Source organism: Bilophila sp., from assembly GCF_057864385.1.
This window is the reverse complement of record NZ_DBMAFI010000071.1, coordinates 1-15,183: the sequence shown is the minus strand read 5'-3', so window position 1 is coordinate 15,183 and position 15,183 is coordinate 1. Positions and strand designations below refer to the sequence as shown.

Annotated in this window: 17 protein-coding genes and 1 CRISPR repeat array; of the genes, 15 read left to right on the top strand and 2 right to left on the bottom strand. The window is 58.0% G+C overall.

Annotation, left to right across the window (positions count from 1 at the left end; all coding sequences use genetic code 11):
- Positions 1–16 precede the first annotated feature (16 nt).
- The 8 genes from ACZM8Y_RS15520 (at position 17) to ACZM8Y_RS15485 (ending at position 4,464) form a co-directional block, all read left to right on the top strand.
- Entirely contained in the window at positions 17–295 is a 279-nt protein-coding gene (locus ACZM8Y_RS15520; RefSeq protein WP_483971877.1) for a hypothetical protein, read from the top strand.
- Between the two features lie 112 nt (positions 296–407).
- Positions 408–798: a CRISPR direct-repeat array (repeat unit 27 nt; unit sequence GAAACACCCCACGCGTGTGGGGAAGAC).
- A gap of 295 nt (positions 799–1,093) precedes the next feature.
- The gene (locus ACZM8Y_RS15515; RefSeq protein ID WP_482334825.1) at positions 1,094–1,264 is read left to right on the top strand and encodes a BRO-N domain-containing protein; all 171 of its coding nucleotides are present in this window, start codon (positions 1,094–1,096) and stop codon (positions 1,262–1,264) included.
- Between the two features lie 39 nt (positions 1,265–1,303).
- Positions 1,304–1,951, top strand: a complete 648-nt coding sequence (locus tag ACZM8Y_RS15510; RefSeq protein ID WP_479858676.1) for a BRO-N domain-containing protein — start codon at positions 1,304–1,306, stop codon at positions 1,949–1,951.
- A gap of 88 nt (positions 1,952–2,039) precedes the next feature.
- A complete protein-coding gene (locus tag ACZM8Y_RS15505; protein ID WP_482334822.1) occupies positions 2,040–2,180 on the top strand; it encodes a hypothetical protein in 141 nt (46 codons plus the stop codon).
- Positions 2,181–2,260: 80 nt separating this feature from the next.
- Positions 2,261–2,638, top strand: a complete 378-nt coding sequence (locus tag ACZM8Y_RS15500; protein ID WP_482334820.1) for a hypothetical protein — start codon at positions 2,261–2,263, stop codon at positions 2,636–2,638.
- 57 nt (positions 2,639–2,695) lie between these two features.
- Positions 2,696–3,196, top strand: coding sequence for a hypothetical protein (locus ACZM8Y_RS15495; protein ID WP_489501872.1), 501 nt, complete (start codon positions 2,696–2,698; stop codon positions 3,194–3,196).
- A 10-nt stretch (positions 3,197–3,206) separates the two neighbouring features.
- Positions 3,207–3,542, top strand: coding sequence for a hypothetical protein (locus tag ACZM8Y_RS15490; protein ID WP_479858679.1), 336 nt, complete (start codon positions 3,207–3,209; stop codon positions 3,540–3,542).
- A gap of 10 nt (positions 3,543–3,552) precedes the next feature.
- The gene (locus ACZM8Y_RS15485; RefSeq protein WP_482333643.1) at positions 3,553–4,464 is read left to right on the top strand and encodes a DUF3383 family protein; all 912 of its coding nucleotides are present in this window, start codon (positions 3,553–3,555) and stop codon (positions 4,462–4,464) included.
- Positions 4,465–4,499: 35 nt separating this feature from the next.
- Here ACZM8Y_RS15485 and ACZM8Y_RS15480 read toward each other — a convergent pair whose 3' ends face one another.
- Positions 4,500–5,249 (bottom strand): endonuclease, encoded by a 750-nt coding sequence (locus ACZM8Y_RS15480; protein WP_302552312.1) that lies wholly within the window; start codon positions 5,247–5,249, stop codon positions 4,500–4,502.
- Positions 5,250–5,381: 132 nt separating this feature from the next.
- Between ACZM8Y_RS15480 and ACZM8Y_RS15475 the strand changes: the two genes are divergently transcribed.
- The 4 genes from ACZM8Y_RS15475 (at position 5,382) to ACZM8Y_RS15460 (ending at position 8,972) form a co-directional block, all read left to right on the top strand.
- Positions 5,382–6,662 carry a contractile injection system sheath initiator gene (locus tag ACZM8Y_RS15475; protein ID WP_482333642.1) on the top strand — a complete coding sequence of 427 codons (1,281 nt, stop codon included), beginning with the start codon at positions 5,382–5,384 and terminating at the stop codon, positions 6,660–6,662.
- A 4-nt stretch (positions 6,663–6,666) separates the two neighbouring features.
- The gene (locus ACZM8Y_RS15470; protein ID WP_482333641.1) at positions 6,667–7,905 is read left to right on the top strand and encodes a hypothetical protein; all 1,239 of its coding nucleotides are present in this window, start codon (positions 6,667–6,669) and stop codon (positions 7,903–7,905) included.
- Positions 7,906–8,080: 175 nt separating this feature from the next.
- The gene (locus ACZM8Y_RS15465) at positions 8,081–8,398 is read left to right on the top strand and encodes a hypothetical protein (protein WP_482333639.1); all 318 of its coding nucleotides are present in this window, start codon (positions 8,081–8,083) and stop codon (positions 8,396–8,398) included.
- A 325-nt stretch (positions 8,399–8,723) separates the two neighbouring features.
- A complete protein-coding gene (locus tag ACZM8Y_RS15460) occupies positions 8,724–8,972 on the top strand; it encodes a hypothetical protein (protein ID WP_482333637.1) in 249 nt (82 codons plus the stop codon).
- A gap of 666 nt (positions 8,973–9,638) precedes the next feature.
- Here ACZM8Y_RS15460 and ACZM8Y_RS15455 read toward each other — a convergent pair.
- Complete coding sequence (locus ACZM8Y_RS15455; protein WP_302552305.1) at positions 9,639–10,463, bottom strand: helix-turn-helix transcriptional regulator; 825 nt, start codon at positions 10,461–10,463, stop codon at positions 9,639–9,641.
- Between the two features lie 653 nt (positions 10,464–11,116).
- Between ACZM8Y_RS15455 and ACZM8Y_RS15450 the strand changes: the two genes are divergently transcribed.
- From ACZM8Y_RS15450 to ACZM8Y_RS15440, 3 genes are all read left to right on the top strand, one after another.
- Entirely contained in the window at positions 11,117–12,721 is a 1,605-nt protein-coding gene (locus tag ACZM8Y_RS15450) for an amidohydrolase (RefSeq protein ID WP_482333633.1), read from the top strand.
- Between the two features lie 303 nt (positions 12,722–13,024).
- Entirely contained in the window at positions 13,025–14,260 is a 1,236-nt protein-coding gene (locus tag ACZM8Y_RS15445) for a M20 family metallo-hydrolase (protein ID WP_482333631.1), read from the top strand.
- 60 nt (positions 14,261–14,320) lie between these two features.
- Positions 14,321–15,183: TRAP transporter substrate-binding protein (locus tag ACZM8Y_RS15440; protein WP_489501871.1), on the top strand; the 863-nt coding region annotated here is incomplete at its 3' end.

Below are 15,183 nucleotides of genomic sequence, written 5' to 3'. Positions count from 1 at the left end.
GCGTTGAGGAGGCGCAATGAGCGACGATGTGCAGCTTGTCCGTGAAATCGGGGAAGTGAAGGCCGAACTTTCCGGGCTCAAGGCCGAAGTCGCGGGCACCAACCAGCGCCTCGACGACATCGTGATTACGCAGCTCAAGGATCACGGCAAACGCATCGCCGGGCAGGGTGTCCGTATTTCGGCACTTGAAGCGGCGGAGAACAAACGCGCCGGGGGACTGTCCGTACTTGCCGGCGTGGCTGCGGCGGCAGGCAGCCTCGGTGCGTTCATCATGAAGCTGATTAGCCCGATGTGAACTGCCGGGAACAGAAAAGACAGAGCCACCAACCGTGAGGAAGGGGGCTTTGTTGTACACCCTACGAGTGTGGAGAAGACTCCAGTGCATAGCGCAAGGCGTCGATGCAGTAGAAACACCCCACGCGTGTGGGGAAGACTGAGCGCCATATCATCATCGAAGACACACGGGAAGAAACACCCCACGCGTGTGGGGAAGACTCAAAAAGAATTTTTCGGTGAGTATGGCGACTAAGAAACACCCCACGCGTGTGGGGAAGACTGCTCGCCTATTCCGGCGGGCTGGACACCTCCGGGAAACACCCCACGCGTGTGGGGAAGACTACAATCTCGTGGAGATGAAAAACTTCCAAGTAGAAACACCCCACGCGTGTGGGGAAGACCGGCCTTGATGACTTCCTGCGGCTTGATCGTCGAGAAACACCCCACGCGTGTGGGGAAGACCATTGCTCAGTACTGTGATCGTAAATGAATTGAGAAACACCCCACGCGTGTGGGGAAGACACTGTAGATTTATTGACGATACTCGCTGTAGAGAAAACGTAAAAGTCTTAACATTCTCCTGATATTGTGGCGTTGTCTTTTCACGGAGCCTAGAAACTCCTTTGCGAGCGGATGCCAACACCGTGAGATTGGCTTTTTTACGTCCATACACAGAAAAGTATGGTTTTTTTCGGCTATTCAGGCCGGGAGTGGGCTAATAGAATACCCTGCAAAGGGAAATATGCCCGCCGTCTCGTAACGGTTTCTAGCTCCTGGCTTTTTTTTAAAGGCCAATAGAAAAATTGCGAGGTTCACTATGTCACAGGCTCTTTGCTTCAACGAGTTTACGTTTTCTCCCGTCATTCGCAATAGCCAGCCTTGGTTTCGTTCTTCTGGGCTTGCCTGTGCCCTTGGCTACAAGCGAGAAGATCAGATTGCCAAAATTTATCGGAATAATGCTGATGAATTCACCCCTGATATTACATAATTCATTGAAATACTTGGAAACTTATAATCGGCGTTCCCGGTGAAGGTCCGCATCTTCAGTTTGCGCGGTTGCCACCTCCTCGCGATGTTCGCCCGCACGCCGGTGGCCAAAGCATTCCGCCGTTGGGTGCTCGATGTGATTGAGCAGTACGGCGATAGGGTGCCTGTTGAACGCCCCATTTCCCTCACCCCTTCCACGTCTGACGACCGAAAGCCCCTGCGCGATCTGGCCAACGTCTGGGCAAGGCTCTCCGGCGTGCATCCTTCCAACCTGTGGCCGCAGGTGCACGCCCGCTTCCAGCTTGAACGCATCGACGACCTCCCCGTGGAATGGCTACCAGATGCCATCGCATGGGTGCAGGGCAAGATCGACGAACTGAGCCGGGTGCCCGAAGTAAAGGTGCTGTCATGTGAAGCGAGACTTACACAACTTGATGCACAGCTTGATGCGCTACGAAAGCATGTGGAAAAGGAACGTATTGATATTTATTCAGGTTTACTGACGATACTTGACCCGCGAATTTATGGATTTGAAGTATGGGATAGATGCCACGAAGCCCTATGGCCTATGCTGGACAGTTGTCTCGTGACGCCTTGGGGAAACAAGATGCATGATCCTGTCAGATTCGTGCATTTCATCATGCAGATGCACGGCGGCAACTGCACCGGTGCCATGAACGCACGGTAGGGGGCGGTTCTACCAGCTTGGCACCCCTGTTCTTGTCCAGCTTAAACAGCGGGCCGCACTGGGGCAGGGAACGGCGCCCTTCTCGGATATGGCCATCCGAAGGCAGTTCGACAGGTTCCTTTCGGAGCGCCTGCTCGAAAGCCTTTCCCCGTTTGCCAAACCGCTTCCCGACAGGCACAATCCGGCAATGCTCCTGTTGGCCTGTGCCCGCGCCATGAGTGCAAGATAACAGTCAATAGTCACCAATTGTAAGCGCACCCGAAACTTGTTCAGGGTACGTTTTTTTGCGTCCTGTCGCATTCTACATACATGGCGAATGAACAGAACCTGAAACTCGCTCGAACCAAGAGCGAAGCAAGAGAAAGAGGCCGGAAAGGCGGCATTGCTTCGGGTGAATCCCGGTGCGAGAAGGCGACTCTCCGAGAAGGCCTTGAGCTGTTGCTGGCGCAGGAGATGGGCGACAGGAAACGCAGCGGTGCGGAGATCCTCGCCGCCGCCCTGTTCAAGAAGGCCGCGAAGGGAAGCGAGAGGGCGTTTGAGCTGATCCGCGATACCGTGGGCGAGAAGCCGTCGGATCGCATCGATCATACAAGTTCCGACGGTTCCATGTCTCCCTATCGGCTGACGCCCGCTGAGGTGGCTCAGGAGCTTATCCGCCAATCCGAGGAACTGGAGGGTAAAGAGTGAGCTTCCCTACGCTTGAGTAGTATGCCCGCTCCAAGGGAGCGGCGACCCGCGTTCCCCGTGCCATCCTGCCGTATCACCGCAGGATGCAATACGGTCATCACGTCATGGGCTGTCAACACGTTGCCCGGCGGCGGACGGAATTTGGCGATCACGATTCCTCTCCGCCACGGCAAGACGCTGGCCGCACACGACACCGTAGAATGGCTGTCGGCATGGTTCCAGAGAGTCGTTGGCTCTACACGGCGACAGTGCGGATTTGGCTGTTTCCCAGACCATGTGCATCCGGGATGCGTTGGTGTCCGACTGGTACCGCCGCATGTTCCCAGACACGCGGGTAAGGGGGAGCCGTCAGAATTTCGTGACCACCACAGCTGGCAGCGAGCTGTACGACGTGGGCATGACCGGGACCACCGGAACCAGTGCATGCCCATGCCGATACCCTACACGTTGCAGGCCCCGGTCCCGGCTCCGCTGGCCATTGAGTTCTACGCCGAAATGAAGATCGGTTTGTTCCATGTGCAGCAGGCCGGTTCCATCGCCTACTATGACGGCATCTAAGGGGGAAGCCATGAGCAGCGTCATTATCAACCGTATGGATCGCCCGTGGACGTTTGTGGCGTCGGGGTGGACCTTTTCCTTCACGCTCAAGCCGCTGGAAATGCGTGTCCTGTCCGGCGAAGAGGCCAAGGCTGTGAGCGTAAACCCTTCCGTGGTCCGGCTTGTCGATTCCGGCCTGCTGGCTATGGATACGCCAAAAGGACGCCGAAACCGTGGATACCGGGCCCAGACGCAGAAACGCGTGGAGGACGCGGAAAAGAGCGAAGTCCTGACCGTGCCGTCCGGCAATAAGGCCGCGACCGTGAAGACGGAAATCAAGGGTACGTCCACTGTGCTCGTGAAGTAGGGGTAGAGTCATGTCCGTCACCGTCGAAGCCTTCCGCGCGGCGTTCTCGGAGTTTGCCGACGTACCCGACGCGGCGGGGCGGGCGCGTTCGGAATGGCTCACTGTTGTGGAGTCCCGGCGCATCAACACCTACGTCTCCATCGGGAACACGAGCTCCGTTGTCCGCGAGGGCGTGCAGGCTGCGGCGGACTGGTTCACCGATTCGCTTGTGAACCTCGACAACTACAGGGAAGAATTGCAGGCCGAGGTCTACAACGTGTTCCTGCGCAACAAGAAGGTGCCCTATATGCAGGTCGGGCAGAACCTGCTGGTTTTCGCAGCCGCCAAGATCAACCGGCGCTACACGGACAACGGGACGTTCGCCCAGCGTGACGTCGAGTCCGACGCCACGGAGACGGGATACGACACGCTGCCCGCGACCTCGATCACTCCGGCGTCCGTCGCCGGGGCCACTACGTCCGAGCGTGCGGCCCGCATCGCGCCGCCTTTTTACGGCGATCCGACGCTGATACAGCCGCGCGGCCACAGCCTCACGGACGCCATCTTCATTCCCGGCCTGTCGTCCGATGCCGTGGAGATCGCCGACTACAGCACGGAAGCCATCGAGCTGCGGGACAAAGAGCGCAAAAGCTACATCAGTCTCGGCCCGGACGGCATCACGATGACGGACGGAACGGCGGTCATGAAGATGAGCGGCGGGAAGCTCGAAACCACGGCTCCGTCCGGCATCGCCATGCAGACCGACGCGCAGTGTACCGTCAGGAGCCGGAACATGGACTTGAGCGGTACGGGGAACACCTTTTCGGGTGACTGCCGTTCCACGAACGGGACGTTCACCGACAAGGACGGCGTGGTGCTCGGCGCCCATACGCACGAAGGCGTGCAGACTGGTGCCGGGACGACGGGCGGCCCTGTAAAATGAAAAGGCCTCAGATGGGCAGGGTGTATATGCGCTTTCTACCACAGTCCGGCATTTTGGCATGCCAGCTCTACAAACGGGTTTCCATTGCCCTGTAACGCTTTGATCCGTCTGGCCCGCGTGCATTCCCACGCATCAACCGGATACATTTTGTCCCATGCGTCCATAAGCTGCGTCTGCTGGCGGCTCATCTGGTATCGCGGCCCGTAGGCAGCGGCCATATATTTATAGGTACGGGCAATCTGGCCTCGTGCGCGTACGGGCGGCTCGGCTTTCCGGTCGGCAATCTTCATCCCGCAGCTCCCGAAGTCCGGCTTTTCGTCGGGGAGCATCTGGTAATTGTAGTTTGAGCGGGCGGCGTTGACCGCGCCGATAGCGGGGTAAAGGTTGTACATGTCCGCCTGCATGAGCCGGTATTCCCTATTTGCCTTTTCCGCGCACTTACGGCCCTTGAAAGGCTTCCCTTTGTTGTCCACGCACTGGGCGTTCCCATCGCGCCACTCCGCGAACGCGCGCCCGAAGTTCTCGGCGGGGACGACATGTTCCCATTCGATTTTTTTCGCCCGTTTGATGTGCTTTGCGGCGGTGAAGCCCTCTGGAAGGGTGACGTTTTTCTTTTCGTCGAACACTGCCCCACAGTAAAGCGTAACCCGGTGATCATAATAGACCTGTCGTTCCAGCATCTTCTTGGCTTTATTGAACGACTCGTTCCACTCGTTGCCGGCGGCCTGCGCCCCGGACACCACAGCCAGCACGGTTATCAGGGACAATAGAATCTTTTTGTACATACGTATGCCTCCAAAAGAGGCATATAGATAATTTTATATAAATTAACAAATATAATTCCTGCGCACAGGAACTTGTTCAGGGTGAACGCGCCGGACGTTCCCCCGTACGTTCATGGGGAGCAGGAGAAAGCGATGGCTTGGGACTTGGAGTTCAAAAACGGCGACCTGACGGGCGGCATTGCGACGGGTGACGATGAAGTCATCCAGCGCATCCGCACGCGCCTGTTCCGGGAGCGTGGGGAATGGTTCCTGAATACCGCTTCGGGCTTGCCGTGGTATCAGGACGGCAAGGGAATCCTCGGCGCGACGCTGCGTGACAAGGGCACTGTGGATCTGTTGATCCGCAAGCGAATTCTGGAAACGGAAGGCGTCTCCAGAGTTCTCAAGCTCAACAGCTTGTTTGCCGCAGGGCAGCGCGAATACTCCATCTATATGCAGGTGTTGCTCAATTCGGGGAAACTGGTCGAGCAAACCGTGACTGTCCATGAGTCCGTATTCACGGCGCCGGGGATGGCCATGTCCGATCTCACGAAGCTGATGGCTCAGAATATACTGTTCTCTGACGGCGAATCATTGCAGGAGAAGCTGGAAAACGGGGCGTTTGTCGGCCCGGAAGGAAAACCGGGAAAAGACGGCGCAGCTGCGACGCTTTCCGTTGGAAAGGTGACGACGGGAGCACCGGGAACCGAAGCCGCTGTTCAGAACACAGGAACGGATAAGGACGCTGTCCTGTGGTTCACCATCCCTCGCGGTGAGCAAGGAATACAGGGTGAACAAGGAGAACAGGGGATACCCGGTATTGATGGGGTTGTCGCGACGGTCACCGTCGGCGAAGTTCGGACAGGTGAGGCCGGTTCCAAGGCTAAAGTCACGAACAGCGGGACGGAGAGCGCAGCGGTTCTTGATTTTGTAATCCCTCAAGGCGTCCGCGGTGAGCAGGGCATACAGGGGAAGGCGGCACAGGTTGCCGTCGGCACCGTCACCACTGGCGAACCCGGAACACAGGCTTCCGTCACCAACAGCGGAACGGATGATGACGCCGTGTTCGATTTTGTGATTCCGAGGGGGAATACCGGAAAAACCGGAGCGAAAGGCGATAAAGGGGATACCGGATCTACGGGACAGCAGGGGCCAAAAGGGGACAAGGGCGATTCCGGGCTTTCCTATTCGGTCAAGGGTGCGGTTGTTTCGGGTACGACTTACGCTGCAAACGATATCGTTTTTGATCCAGACAGCAACACGGCATACCTCGTTCTCAAGTCGGCCCGGTGGCCGTTCTCGGTTGTGGCGGTTTCGGAAGGAGCGATGACGAGTTCCACTCAGGCGATTGTTTTATCCATAGCCGCCAACGCGTCAGCCTTGAAGGACGGCAAACTGGATTCTTCGCTTTTGAACGGTGCGCTCTGGAGGTAGTGATATGGCGCCGTCCTCATATGGCATGACCCTTGCCGGGTTCATCCCCAAGCGTTTGGCGGATATCCAAAACGATATGAACGCCTCCATTGCGCTCATCGTCGATCCGGCTACAGGGGAATATCCCTTTCAGAATGCGGCTGACGACGCCATCCTCCAACAGGTTGTCGGCGTGTTCGCTTCCGCGCTTGAGGAGGCATGGGAAGCGGCCTATGAAGCCAGCGTCCAGTTTGACCCGCAGAAGAACACGGGGGCGGGGCAGAGCGGCACGGTGCAGCTCAACGCCATCACGCGCAAGGCGGGCACGAGGACGATTCTCACGTTTGATCTTACGGGGACGCCGGGCGTATTGGTTCCGTCAGGTTCCCTGATTGCCGCCGCTTCCGGGGAAACGGCCTACGCCATTCAGGAAAACGTCATTTTCCCCGCAGTGGTCGAAGGGCAGCGGACATCCCATGCGACGGCACGCGGCGTCTGCACGGAATACGGCGCATTTGATCCCGGGCCGGGCACGGTCAATACTATCCAGACCCCGGTTGCGGGCTGGTTCAACGCCAGCAACACGGCTACGGAGTCGGTCGGGACGGCGCAGGAGACGGACGAGGAACTGCGCAAGCGTCAGCAGCGGTCTACGCAGCTCACCAGTTATCGTCAGATCGACGCCATTTATGCGTCCGTTCTGGCGGTCGAGGGTGTGACCTACTGCCGGGCCTACCAGAATGCCACGACGTACCCGGTCGATGATCGCGGCATACCGTTCAAGGAGGTGGCCGTCGTTGCCGAGGGGGGCGACCCGGATGCGATCACCGACGCCCTGTTCCTGCGGTTCCCCGTCGGCGTCATCGGGCACGGGAGCATATCGATCAAGAAATATGACCAGCAGGGCGTAGGCTACCCGATCTCGTTCAGCCGTCCCACGCCTGTTCCCGTGTACGTCAACGTCATCGTGGAGATCACCAGCAGATCCGAGTTCCCGGACAACGGCATCCAGCTCATCAAGGAAGCCATCGTCGCCTATGCCCAATACGGAGACACGAGCAACACAGAAGGGTTCCCGCCGGGCGAGGATGTCATCAGGACTCGGCTCTATACGCCGATCAACTCCATAGCGGGGCATGAGATTATCCTTTGCGAGATCGGCACGGAGCAAGGCTCTCTCGCCGAAGGGAACATCCCCATCGCATGGAACCAGGTGGCGGCCTTTGATGTTGATGACATCACCGTCACGGTGTGGGGGCGGTAGCCATGCCGGTTTCTTTCCGCCTTGAGGGGTGGTACCAATCCCAATATTGGGCCTTGTCGCTCATTGACGCCTTGCCCGCATAGGACAAAAAGAAGGAGGTGGACGGCGGGTTCGGCGGCTTCATCTGGGCCTATGACGGCCCGAACGCGAAGAATCCCTTCAAGATCGCCGTTCTGTGAAGAGCGGAAAAATCCCGGCGAACCATATCCGCGAACTGGTAGGGTTGCTCAACACCAGTAAGGACAATATGCAAATGGCCTTCCTGTTCACGCTGGAGGAACCCAGTAAGAAGATGCGGGCGGACGCTCTCGCCGACGGGCACTACGAATATTCCAACGGGAAGCGATTTCAGCGTATCCAGATTTTGATGAGCAGGGAACTGCTGGCCTGGGCCAAACCCGACTACTTGGACTACAGGGAGGGCAGGGCTATGAACAAGCAGGCTAAGCGCGAGGTTAAGCCGGGGCCGAAGCAGTTGCAGCTTACTCAGTGAGGTGTGAGTTGAGGCCCGACGCCGTGGATGTGTTCCGGTTCGGAGATTTTGCGGGATGGTTGATTGAGGGATAGAAAAAGCCCTCTCGGTAGTTCCGGGAGGGCTTTTTAGGCACATATTCTGACACATATTTGTGGTCTATTTCGCCACATTTTGACACATTATGCTGAGTGTAAATATGATTTTAAGTATATATGTATACCCCGAATGTTTTTTGCGTGTCTGGGGTACGGCGGCGGTTGTGCTTTAGGTATGGCCTCGGTGGGAGCGAGGGAAATGAGTGCTGCCGAGTTGGTGGACTGTGGGAGGTTGCGGCAGCCTTGGTGTGAGCGAGGAAATGGGCCTGTCGGATGTGGTTGATAAGAAGGGCTCTGCCATATTGCTTTATCTTCACAGTATGGTGAAAAATACAGATGTTTTTCCCATTTTTCCGTTTTTCCGGCGATGGGATTCATGCTTGGGGCCTTTTATTGGTTATTTTTTTGGGATTTCAAGAAATAGGGCATCAGCCATTTTTTATGATACAGCCATAAGAAAAGGCGCCGTGTTGTGGGAACCGTATGCCAATGGATGATAGCAGGCTATGAAACGGTAAAGAGAGCTTTGAGGAAAAGAACAAGGAAAAGCCCTGACACATCAAGTGTTCAGGGCTTTTTCCTGATTTCCATATGGAAAAACCTGCTAGTTGTACTTCCTTACGCCATAGATACCGACGACAACGGAGATAAGCATGAAAGCACCGGCAATGATCATAATCGGAAACATGGACATGGTGGACTCCTTTATCGTTACAGGTTTCAGAAAAAGGAAACACACAGCAGAAAATCAGTGCAAAAGTTTGTAGAGGGCACCCTTTTGCCGTGAATCTTGTCTATCATTATTGCAGAAAAAGAAGCAAACGGAAAAAAATGTTCTTTTTGACAACCAAAACTTATTAGAAAGGCCCTGCCACAGGATGTGGCTGTTTCATCTCCACACATGATAACCATGCGGCTTTTTTATCCGGTTTTCACGTCGGAGGGCTTCATGGCCGAGGCATTTTATTGGTTATCCCTTTGGGACTTTAAGAAAGTAACCATTTCCTATGGGCACAGCCATTGGAAATGGCACGGCATAGCCTGAAAAAAGCCCGCACGGCGAAAACGTCTTGCGGGCTTTTTTTGAAGGAAGAGGCGGAAAAAGCGGGTGCTGCCGGGCGGCGGAAGGCGCGGGGCTGGTTCCGCCGTAGCCTTGGGATGTTTCATTCCTCGGCTTTGTCAATATCATGGCGGCGTTTGGCGACGGCGCCGGGGGTACTGCCGAAATGCTTCTTGAAAGCCGAGATGAAGGCGGAGACGGAATTGTAGCCGCAGTTCAGGGCGACGGCGGTGACGCTTTGCCCCTGTTCGATTTCGTTCATGGCGTGTTGGAGGCGCATGATTTGCAGCCAGCGCCCGAATGTCTGCCCGGTTTGCCGGATGAAGAGGCGGGAGAGGGTTTTTTCCGACATGCCGAGATGCCTGCTCCAATCGGCTATGCATATCGGCGCGTCGGGTGCGGCCAAGGCCGCCGCGCACAGCTCCACCAGGCGGTGTTCGGAAGGCATGAGCAGGGGCCCGCCCACTTCCTTGCTGGCTTTGAGGCGATCCATAAGCACCAGCGCGAACCGTTTCCCTTCCTCCGTCGTGAAGTCCGGCTTGAGGTCGTCCACCGCAAAAAGAAGCTCCCGCAGCAGCGGGGACATTTCCAAACCGTGGCACTTCCGAAAGCGGGGGGAATCCTCGAACAGGGAAGCGTGGAAGAAAAGCGAGCGGTTCCATGAGGCTTCGGGCAGGTACCATTCATGCTGGACGCCCGGCGGGACCCATGTGGCGCGGTACCCCTGTCCAAGGAAGTTTCCCGTTTCCGAGCAGAGGACGATGCTGCCCGTGGCGACAAACAGCAGCTCCCCCCAGTCGGGGTGGACATGCAGGTCGCTCCATGTCCCGGCATCCTGCCTTTCATTAAAGGCGTAAATGAGTTGTGTCTCATCAACGAAACAGGCTTCGTTCGTCCGAGGATTCCAGTAATGCTGTCGCAGCGCCATAATGCCCCCTGAGCCGTATCGGGCGGTATTGGCTTCTGATACGGAAAAACTGTTCCCTGATGCCCCGCGCCGTCCACGGAGGTGGGGCATCCATCTGAAAATGCCGTTTCGTTCCTTCATGAAAACATCCCATCCAAGCATAGCCATTCCATGCCTGTGGGATTGCGGCGGCGGCGCTGTGGATGCCCGCCTTATGAAGTCACGGAACTGACGTTGCCATACTTTTGCCTGTATCAGAATGGATTCCCTGTGCGCAACGTGCCGGATCCGGGCGCGGCAGACAGCAATGGGGAGGCCGGGGAGCGGATAAAATAACGATATGCAATTGTTAGCTGTTTATACCTTGTTCCGTTTCGGAACAAAAAATGTCCATTTGGCGTTATCTTTTGTCCATCCTTCGCAAGTAAACGGGAATATCATACCGTACCTTTCTTAGAAAGAACGAAAAGTTTTTCACATGACTGCATAATGGATTCATTTCTTTAGGATTATAAAGATACTCCTGTGCGGTCTTTTTTAAAAAAGACTTTCGTTCTAAAAAACACAATAGCGCAAAATGGACAGTTGGGCTGTGTGTTTTTTTCCGGGAATTTTTTCGCCATTGCGTTCCGAACGCCCCCATACGACGCACGAACCATCAAAGGAGCAAGCCCATGTTGGTAAGCAAAAAGACCGTCTATGTCGGGGCTGATATCGTCACCATGTCTGAAAAGGCTCCCAAAGCCGAAGCCGTCTGCATTGCGGGCGGGCGCATCGAGTGCGTCGGGAGCCGTGAGGAAGTCCTCGGATACGCCAAAGCGGGTGAATATGATGTCGTGGATCTCGGCGGCGGGACTCTCTATCCCGGCTTCATCGATACCCATAGCCATATGTCCTCGTTCAGCCGCTGCCTCAACCAGGTGTACTGCGGCGCTTCGCTCGGTTCCATCGCCGCCGTGCAGCAGGCCCTGCGCGAGAAGGCCGCCGCAAGCGACGACGAATGGGTGATCGGTTATGGGTACGACGATTCGGGCATTTCCGACAACCGCCACATGAACCGCCATGATCTCGATGCCGTCTGCGCCGATCGGCCCGTGATGGTTGTCCATATTTCGGTGCATATGGGATATGTGAACAGCATCGGCCTCGAACGCCTTGGCATCACTGCCGATACGAAGATCCCCGGCGGCGAGGTCGTCCTTGACGGGAACGGCGTGCCCACCGGCCTGCTGTTGGAAAACGCCATCATCGAGGCATCGGGCCGTTTGCCCGTCCCCACGGAAGAGCAGGTTCGCGAAAGCCTCGCCCGCGCCATCGCCGAGTACAATAAGGAAGGGTTCACCACCTTTCAGGATGGCGGGCTTGGGATCAACGGCGAAGCCGAAGTGTTCCTCCGGCCTTACATGGAGCTTGCCCGCGAAGGGCGGCTCAACGCCCGCGCCTATTTGCAGCTTTTGCCTTCCGAGATGGACAAGCTCATCCCCCTCGGCGTGTGGGGCATCGGCAACGACCACATAAAGATCGGCGGCGTCAAATTCTTTACCGACGGCTCCATTCAGGGGTTCACCGGCGCGCTGCTTGAGGACTACCATACCCGCCCCGGCTACAAGGGCTCGCTGCTGTGGCCGCAGGAAGAGATCGACGAAACCATCATCAAGTACCACTGCCTCGGCTTTCAGGTCGCCGTGCACACCAACGGCGACGCCGCCTCGGAATCGGTCATCCGAGCTTTTGAAAAGGCCGTGGAGCGGTGCCCGCGCACGGATCTGCGCCACATGCTCATCCACGCGCAGCTCGTTTCCGACTCGCAGCTTGAGCGCATGAAGGCCTGCGGGATCATCCCCAGCCTGTTCGCCCGGCATATCGAAGTCTGGGGGGATCGGCACGCCGCCACGTTCCTTGGCCCCGAACGCACCGCGCGCATGGACCCCGCCGGTTCCTGCGTCCGTTTGGGCATGCCCTTCTCGCTGCATGTGGATACGCCCGTCCTTCCGGTGACGGCCCTCGGCAGCATGCACGCGGCGGTAAACCGCATCAGCGACGGCGGTGTCCTGTTCGGGGCCGATCAGCGCATCACCCCGCGTCAGGCGTTGGAAGCCTACACGACCTACGCTTCCCTTTGCTGCGGCGGGGAACACGACCGCGGGCGCATCGAGCCGGGCCGGTTCGCCGATTTTGTCCTGCTCGACAGCGATATTGAAGCCATCGATCCGTCCGGCATCAGGGACATCAAGGTCTTAAAGACCATCTGCGGCGGGCGCGTGGTGTACGAAGCATAGCGGAAAAGGCCGGGGGAGGGCGTTTCAAAGGAAGCCCCCTCCCTTGGCACAGATGTGGGTGGTTCCGCCCGCAGGCATTGGGCGGGGAGAGCATACGAAGGCCCCGTTCCGTCGGCGCATTGACGGAACGGCGGCGTAAGGCTCCGCTGAAACGCGGCGGTAGTTTTTGTAATACGGGCGGGTTGGGAGTGCGGGGCATTTCCCCAAGGCTGAAGGGGTTCGGGCATGCCATGCGTCGGGCGGCCCCACGGATGTCAGGGAACAGCGGAGGGCCATCGCCGGAGGCGGTGGAGGAGGTTTTCCATGCAGGCACAGCGCCTTTTTGATACGCTTGAAGAACTGTCCACATGCAACGCGACGCCCGGAAACGGGGTGACGCGGTTCTCATGGTCGGAAGCGGACGGCCGTGCCCGCCGCGTGCTTGAGCGCGAGCTGAGGGCCATCGGGCTGGAACCGTGGGCCGACGGCATGGGGAACCTGCACGCCCGGCTTGAAGGCACGACAGGCGCTCCCGCCGTACTCACCGGCTCCCACCTCGACACCGTGCGCAACGGCGGGCGCTATGACGGGACATACGGCGTGGTCGCCGCGCTGGAGGCGCTGCGTTCCTTCCATGATGAAGGGTACAGGCCGGAACGCGCCATTGAATTCATCGCCTTCGCGGAGGAAGAAGGGTCGAATTTCGGTTCCACATGCCTCGGCAGCAAGGGCATCGTGGGGCAGATCGATGTGGAGGGCCTGAAGCGCCTGAGCAATGCCGAGGGTTCCGCCTACGATAAGCTGCGGGCGTTCGGGATCGACCCGGATGCCCTGCCCGGCCAGCAGATCGATCCCGCGAATGTTAAAGCTTTCCTTGAAGTCCACATCGAACAGAACGCGGTGCTGGAAGACGCCGGGTGCGGGCTCGGCATCGTTACCGCCATTTCCGGGATGCGCCTGCACCGCATCGTCTATAAAGGCCGCTCCGATCATGCCGCCAGCCCCATGCAGGGCCGCCGCGACCCCGCCGCCGGGTTCGCGGAGCTGGCCTTCCGCATGGAGCGGCTCTGGAAGGAGGGCGGGCTACCTGAAGATTTTTCCTGTACCATCGGTGAATTGGCCTGTTCCCCCAATGTGGGGATCGTCGTTCCCGAATCGGTGACGTTCACCATTGACATACGCCATGTTGACGTGCCCGTCCTGGAAGAGGGCTGGAAGCGCATCGAATCGCTCGTGCGTTCCGTCGCCGAATCCAGAGGGCTTGATCTGGAGCTTGTCCGGCTTTCCGCCAGCGGGGGCGTGCGCACGTCCTCCGAAGTGGGCGAGGTGTTCCGGCAGGCGGCCGAAAGGCGGGGTGTCCAACCGCTCTTGCTCAAGAGCGGGCCCGCCCATGACGCCGCCAGCCTTGGGGGCCGCGTGCCGGTCGGGCTTTTGTTTGTTCCGAGCATCAAGGGGCTGAGCCATTGCCCGCAGGAGGCCACCGCGCCTGAGCACCTCGCTTTGGGGGCATGGGTGCTTGAGGATGCGCTGCGTTCCCTTGCGGGGGGTGGCCGCCCCTGATGCCGGAACCCCTTCGGTTGGCTTTCATTTTGGGTAACTTTATCCACAGGAGCTATTCGCATGAAACGGTTTCTCATCGCCTTTTTGGTGTGTACCGCAATGCTGCTTGCTCAGGCGCAGGCGCAGGCCGCTTCAAAGATCACTGTGATTGTGGCCTCGTCCGTGGACACCAGCGAACAGAACTACATGAACGTCACCTATAAGAAGCTGGTGGAGCTCGCTCAGAAGTATTCAGACAACGCGTTCGATTTCCAGTTGTTTCCGAGCATGCAGCTTGGCGACGAACAGGAAACCGTCCGCGCCCTCCAGCTCGGCACGCTCCAGATGTCCATGCTCGCCACGAACAACTATGCGCCCTTCGCCCCGTCCTGCGGCTGGGTGAACATGCCGTACCTGTTCGACACGCTGGAAGAGTTCCGCGCCCTGCTTGACGCCATGTGGGATCAGAACAACGAATGGGCCGTCAAGGAAGGCGGCTGCCGCATTCTGTCCATCCTCGACATCGGCTACCGCCAACTGACCACCAGCGCCAAGCACCCTGTCCGCAAGCTCGCCGACGCCAAGGGCATCAAGATCCGCACGCCGCAGAACGCCCTGATGGTGTCCACGTTCAAGGCCCTCGGCCTCGAACCCACCGCCGTTTCCTTCTCCGAAACCTTCAATGCGCTCCAGCAGGGCGTGGTGGACGGTCAGGAAGGCTGCTTCAACAACGTCGTGACCCTGAAGTTCTACGAAGCGCAGAAGTACGCCACCCAGATCAACTACTCCGTGCACAGCGCCAATATCATCGCCAGCGAACGCTGGCTCCAGAGCCTGCCCGAAAAGGAGCGCAACGCCCTGATCCGCGCCGGCAGGGAGGCTATGGAATATGAGCGCACCAAGGTCGCGGGCATGCTTGAAGCCGACGACAAGCTGATGGTGGA

What these genes read in the sequence shown, in the direction of transcription:
- ACZM8Y_RS15485 (WP_482333643.1), top strand. Translation starts at nt 3,553, where the DNA reads ATGTCCGTCACCGTCGAAGCCTTCCGCGCGGCGTTCTCGGAGTTTGCC.
- ACZM8Y_RS15475 (WP_482333642.1), top strand. Translation starts at nt 5,382, where the DNA reads ATGGCTTGGGACTTGGAGTTCAAAAACGGCGACCTGACGGGCGGCATT.
- ACZM8Y_RS15470 (WP_482333641.1), top strand. Translation starts at nt 6,667, where the DNA reads ATGGCGCCGTCCTCATATGGCATGACCCTTGCCGGGTTCATCCCCAAG.
- ACZM8Y_RS15520 (WP_483971877.1), top strand. Translation starts at nt 17, where the DNA reads ATGAGCGACGATGTGCAGCTTGTCCGTGAAATCGGGGAAGTGAAGGCC.
- ACZM8Y_RS15480 (WP_302552312.1), bottom strand. Translation starts at nt 5,249, where the DNA reads ATGTACAAAAAGATTCTATTGTCCCTGATAACCGTGCTGGCTGTGGTG.
- ACZM8Y_RS15515 (WP_482334825.1), top strand. Translation starts at nt 1,094, where the DNA reads ATGTCACAGGCTCTTTGCTTCAACGAGTTTACGTTTTCTCCCGTCATT.
- ACZM8Y_RS15445 (WP_482333631.1), top strand. Translation starts at nt 13,025, where the DNA reads ATGCAGGCACAGCGCCTTTTTGATACGCTTGAAGAACTGTCCACATGC.
- ACZM8Y_RS15505 (WP_482334822.1), top strand. Translation starts at nt 2,040, where the DNA reads ATGGCCATCCGAAGGCAGTTCGACAGGTTCCTTTCGGAGCGCCTGCTC.
- ACZM8Y_RS15490 (WP_479858679.1), top strand. Translation starts at nt 3,207, where the DNA reads ATGAGCAGCGTCATTATCAACCGTATGGATCGCCCGTGGACGTTTGTG.
- ACZM8Y_RS15500 (WP_482334820.1), top strand. Translation starts at nt 2,261, where the DNA reads ATGGCGAATGAACAGAACCTGAAACTCGCTCGAACCAAGAGCGAAGCA.
- ACZM8Y_RS15450 (WP_482333633.1), top strand. Translation starts at nt 11,117, where the DNA reads ATGTTGGTAAGCAAAAAGACCGTCTATGTCGGGGCTGATATCGTCACC.
- ACZM8Y_RS15455 (WP_302552305.1), bottom strand. Translation starts at nt 10,463, where the DNA reads ATGGCGCTGCGACAGCATTACTGGAATCCTCGGACGAACGAAGCCTGT.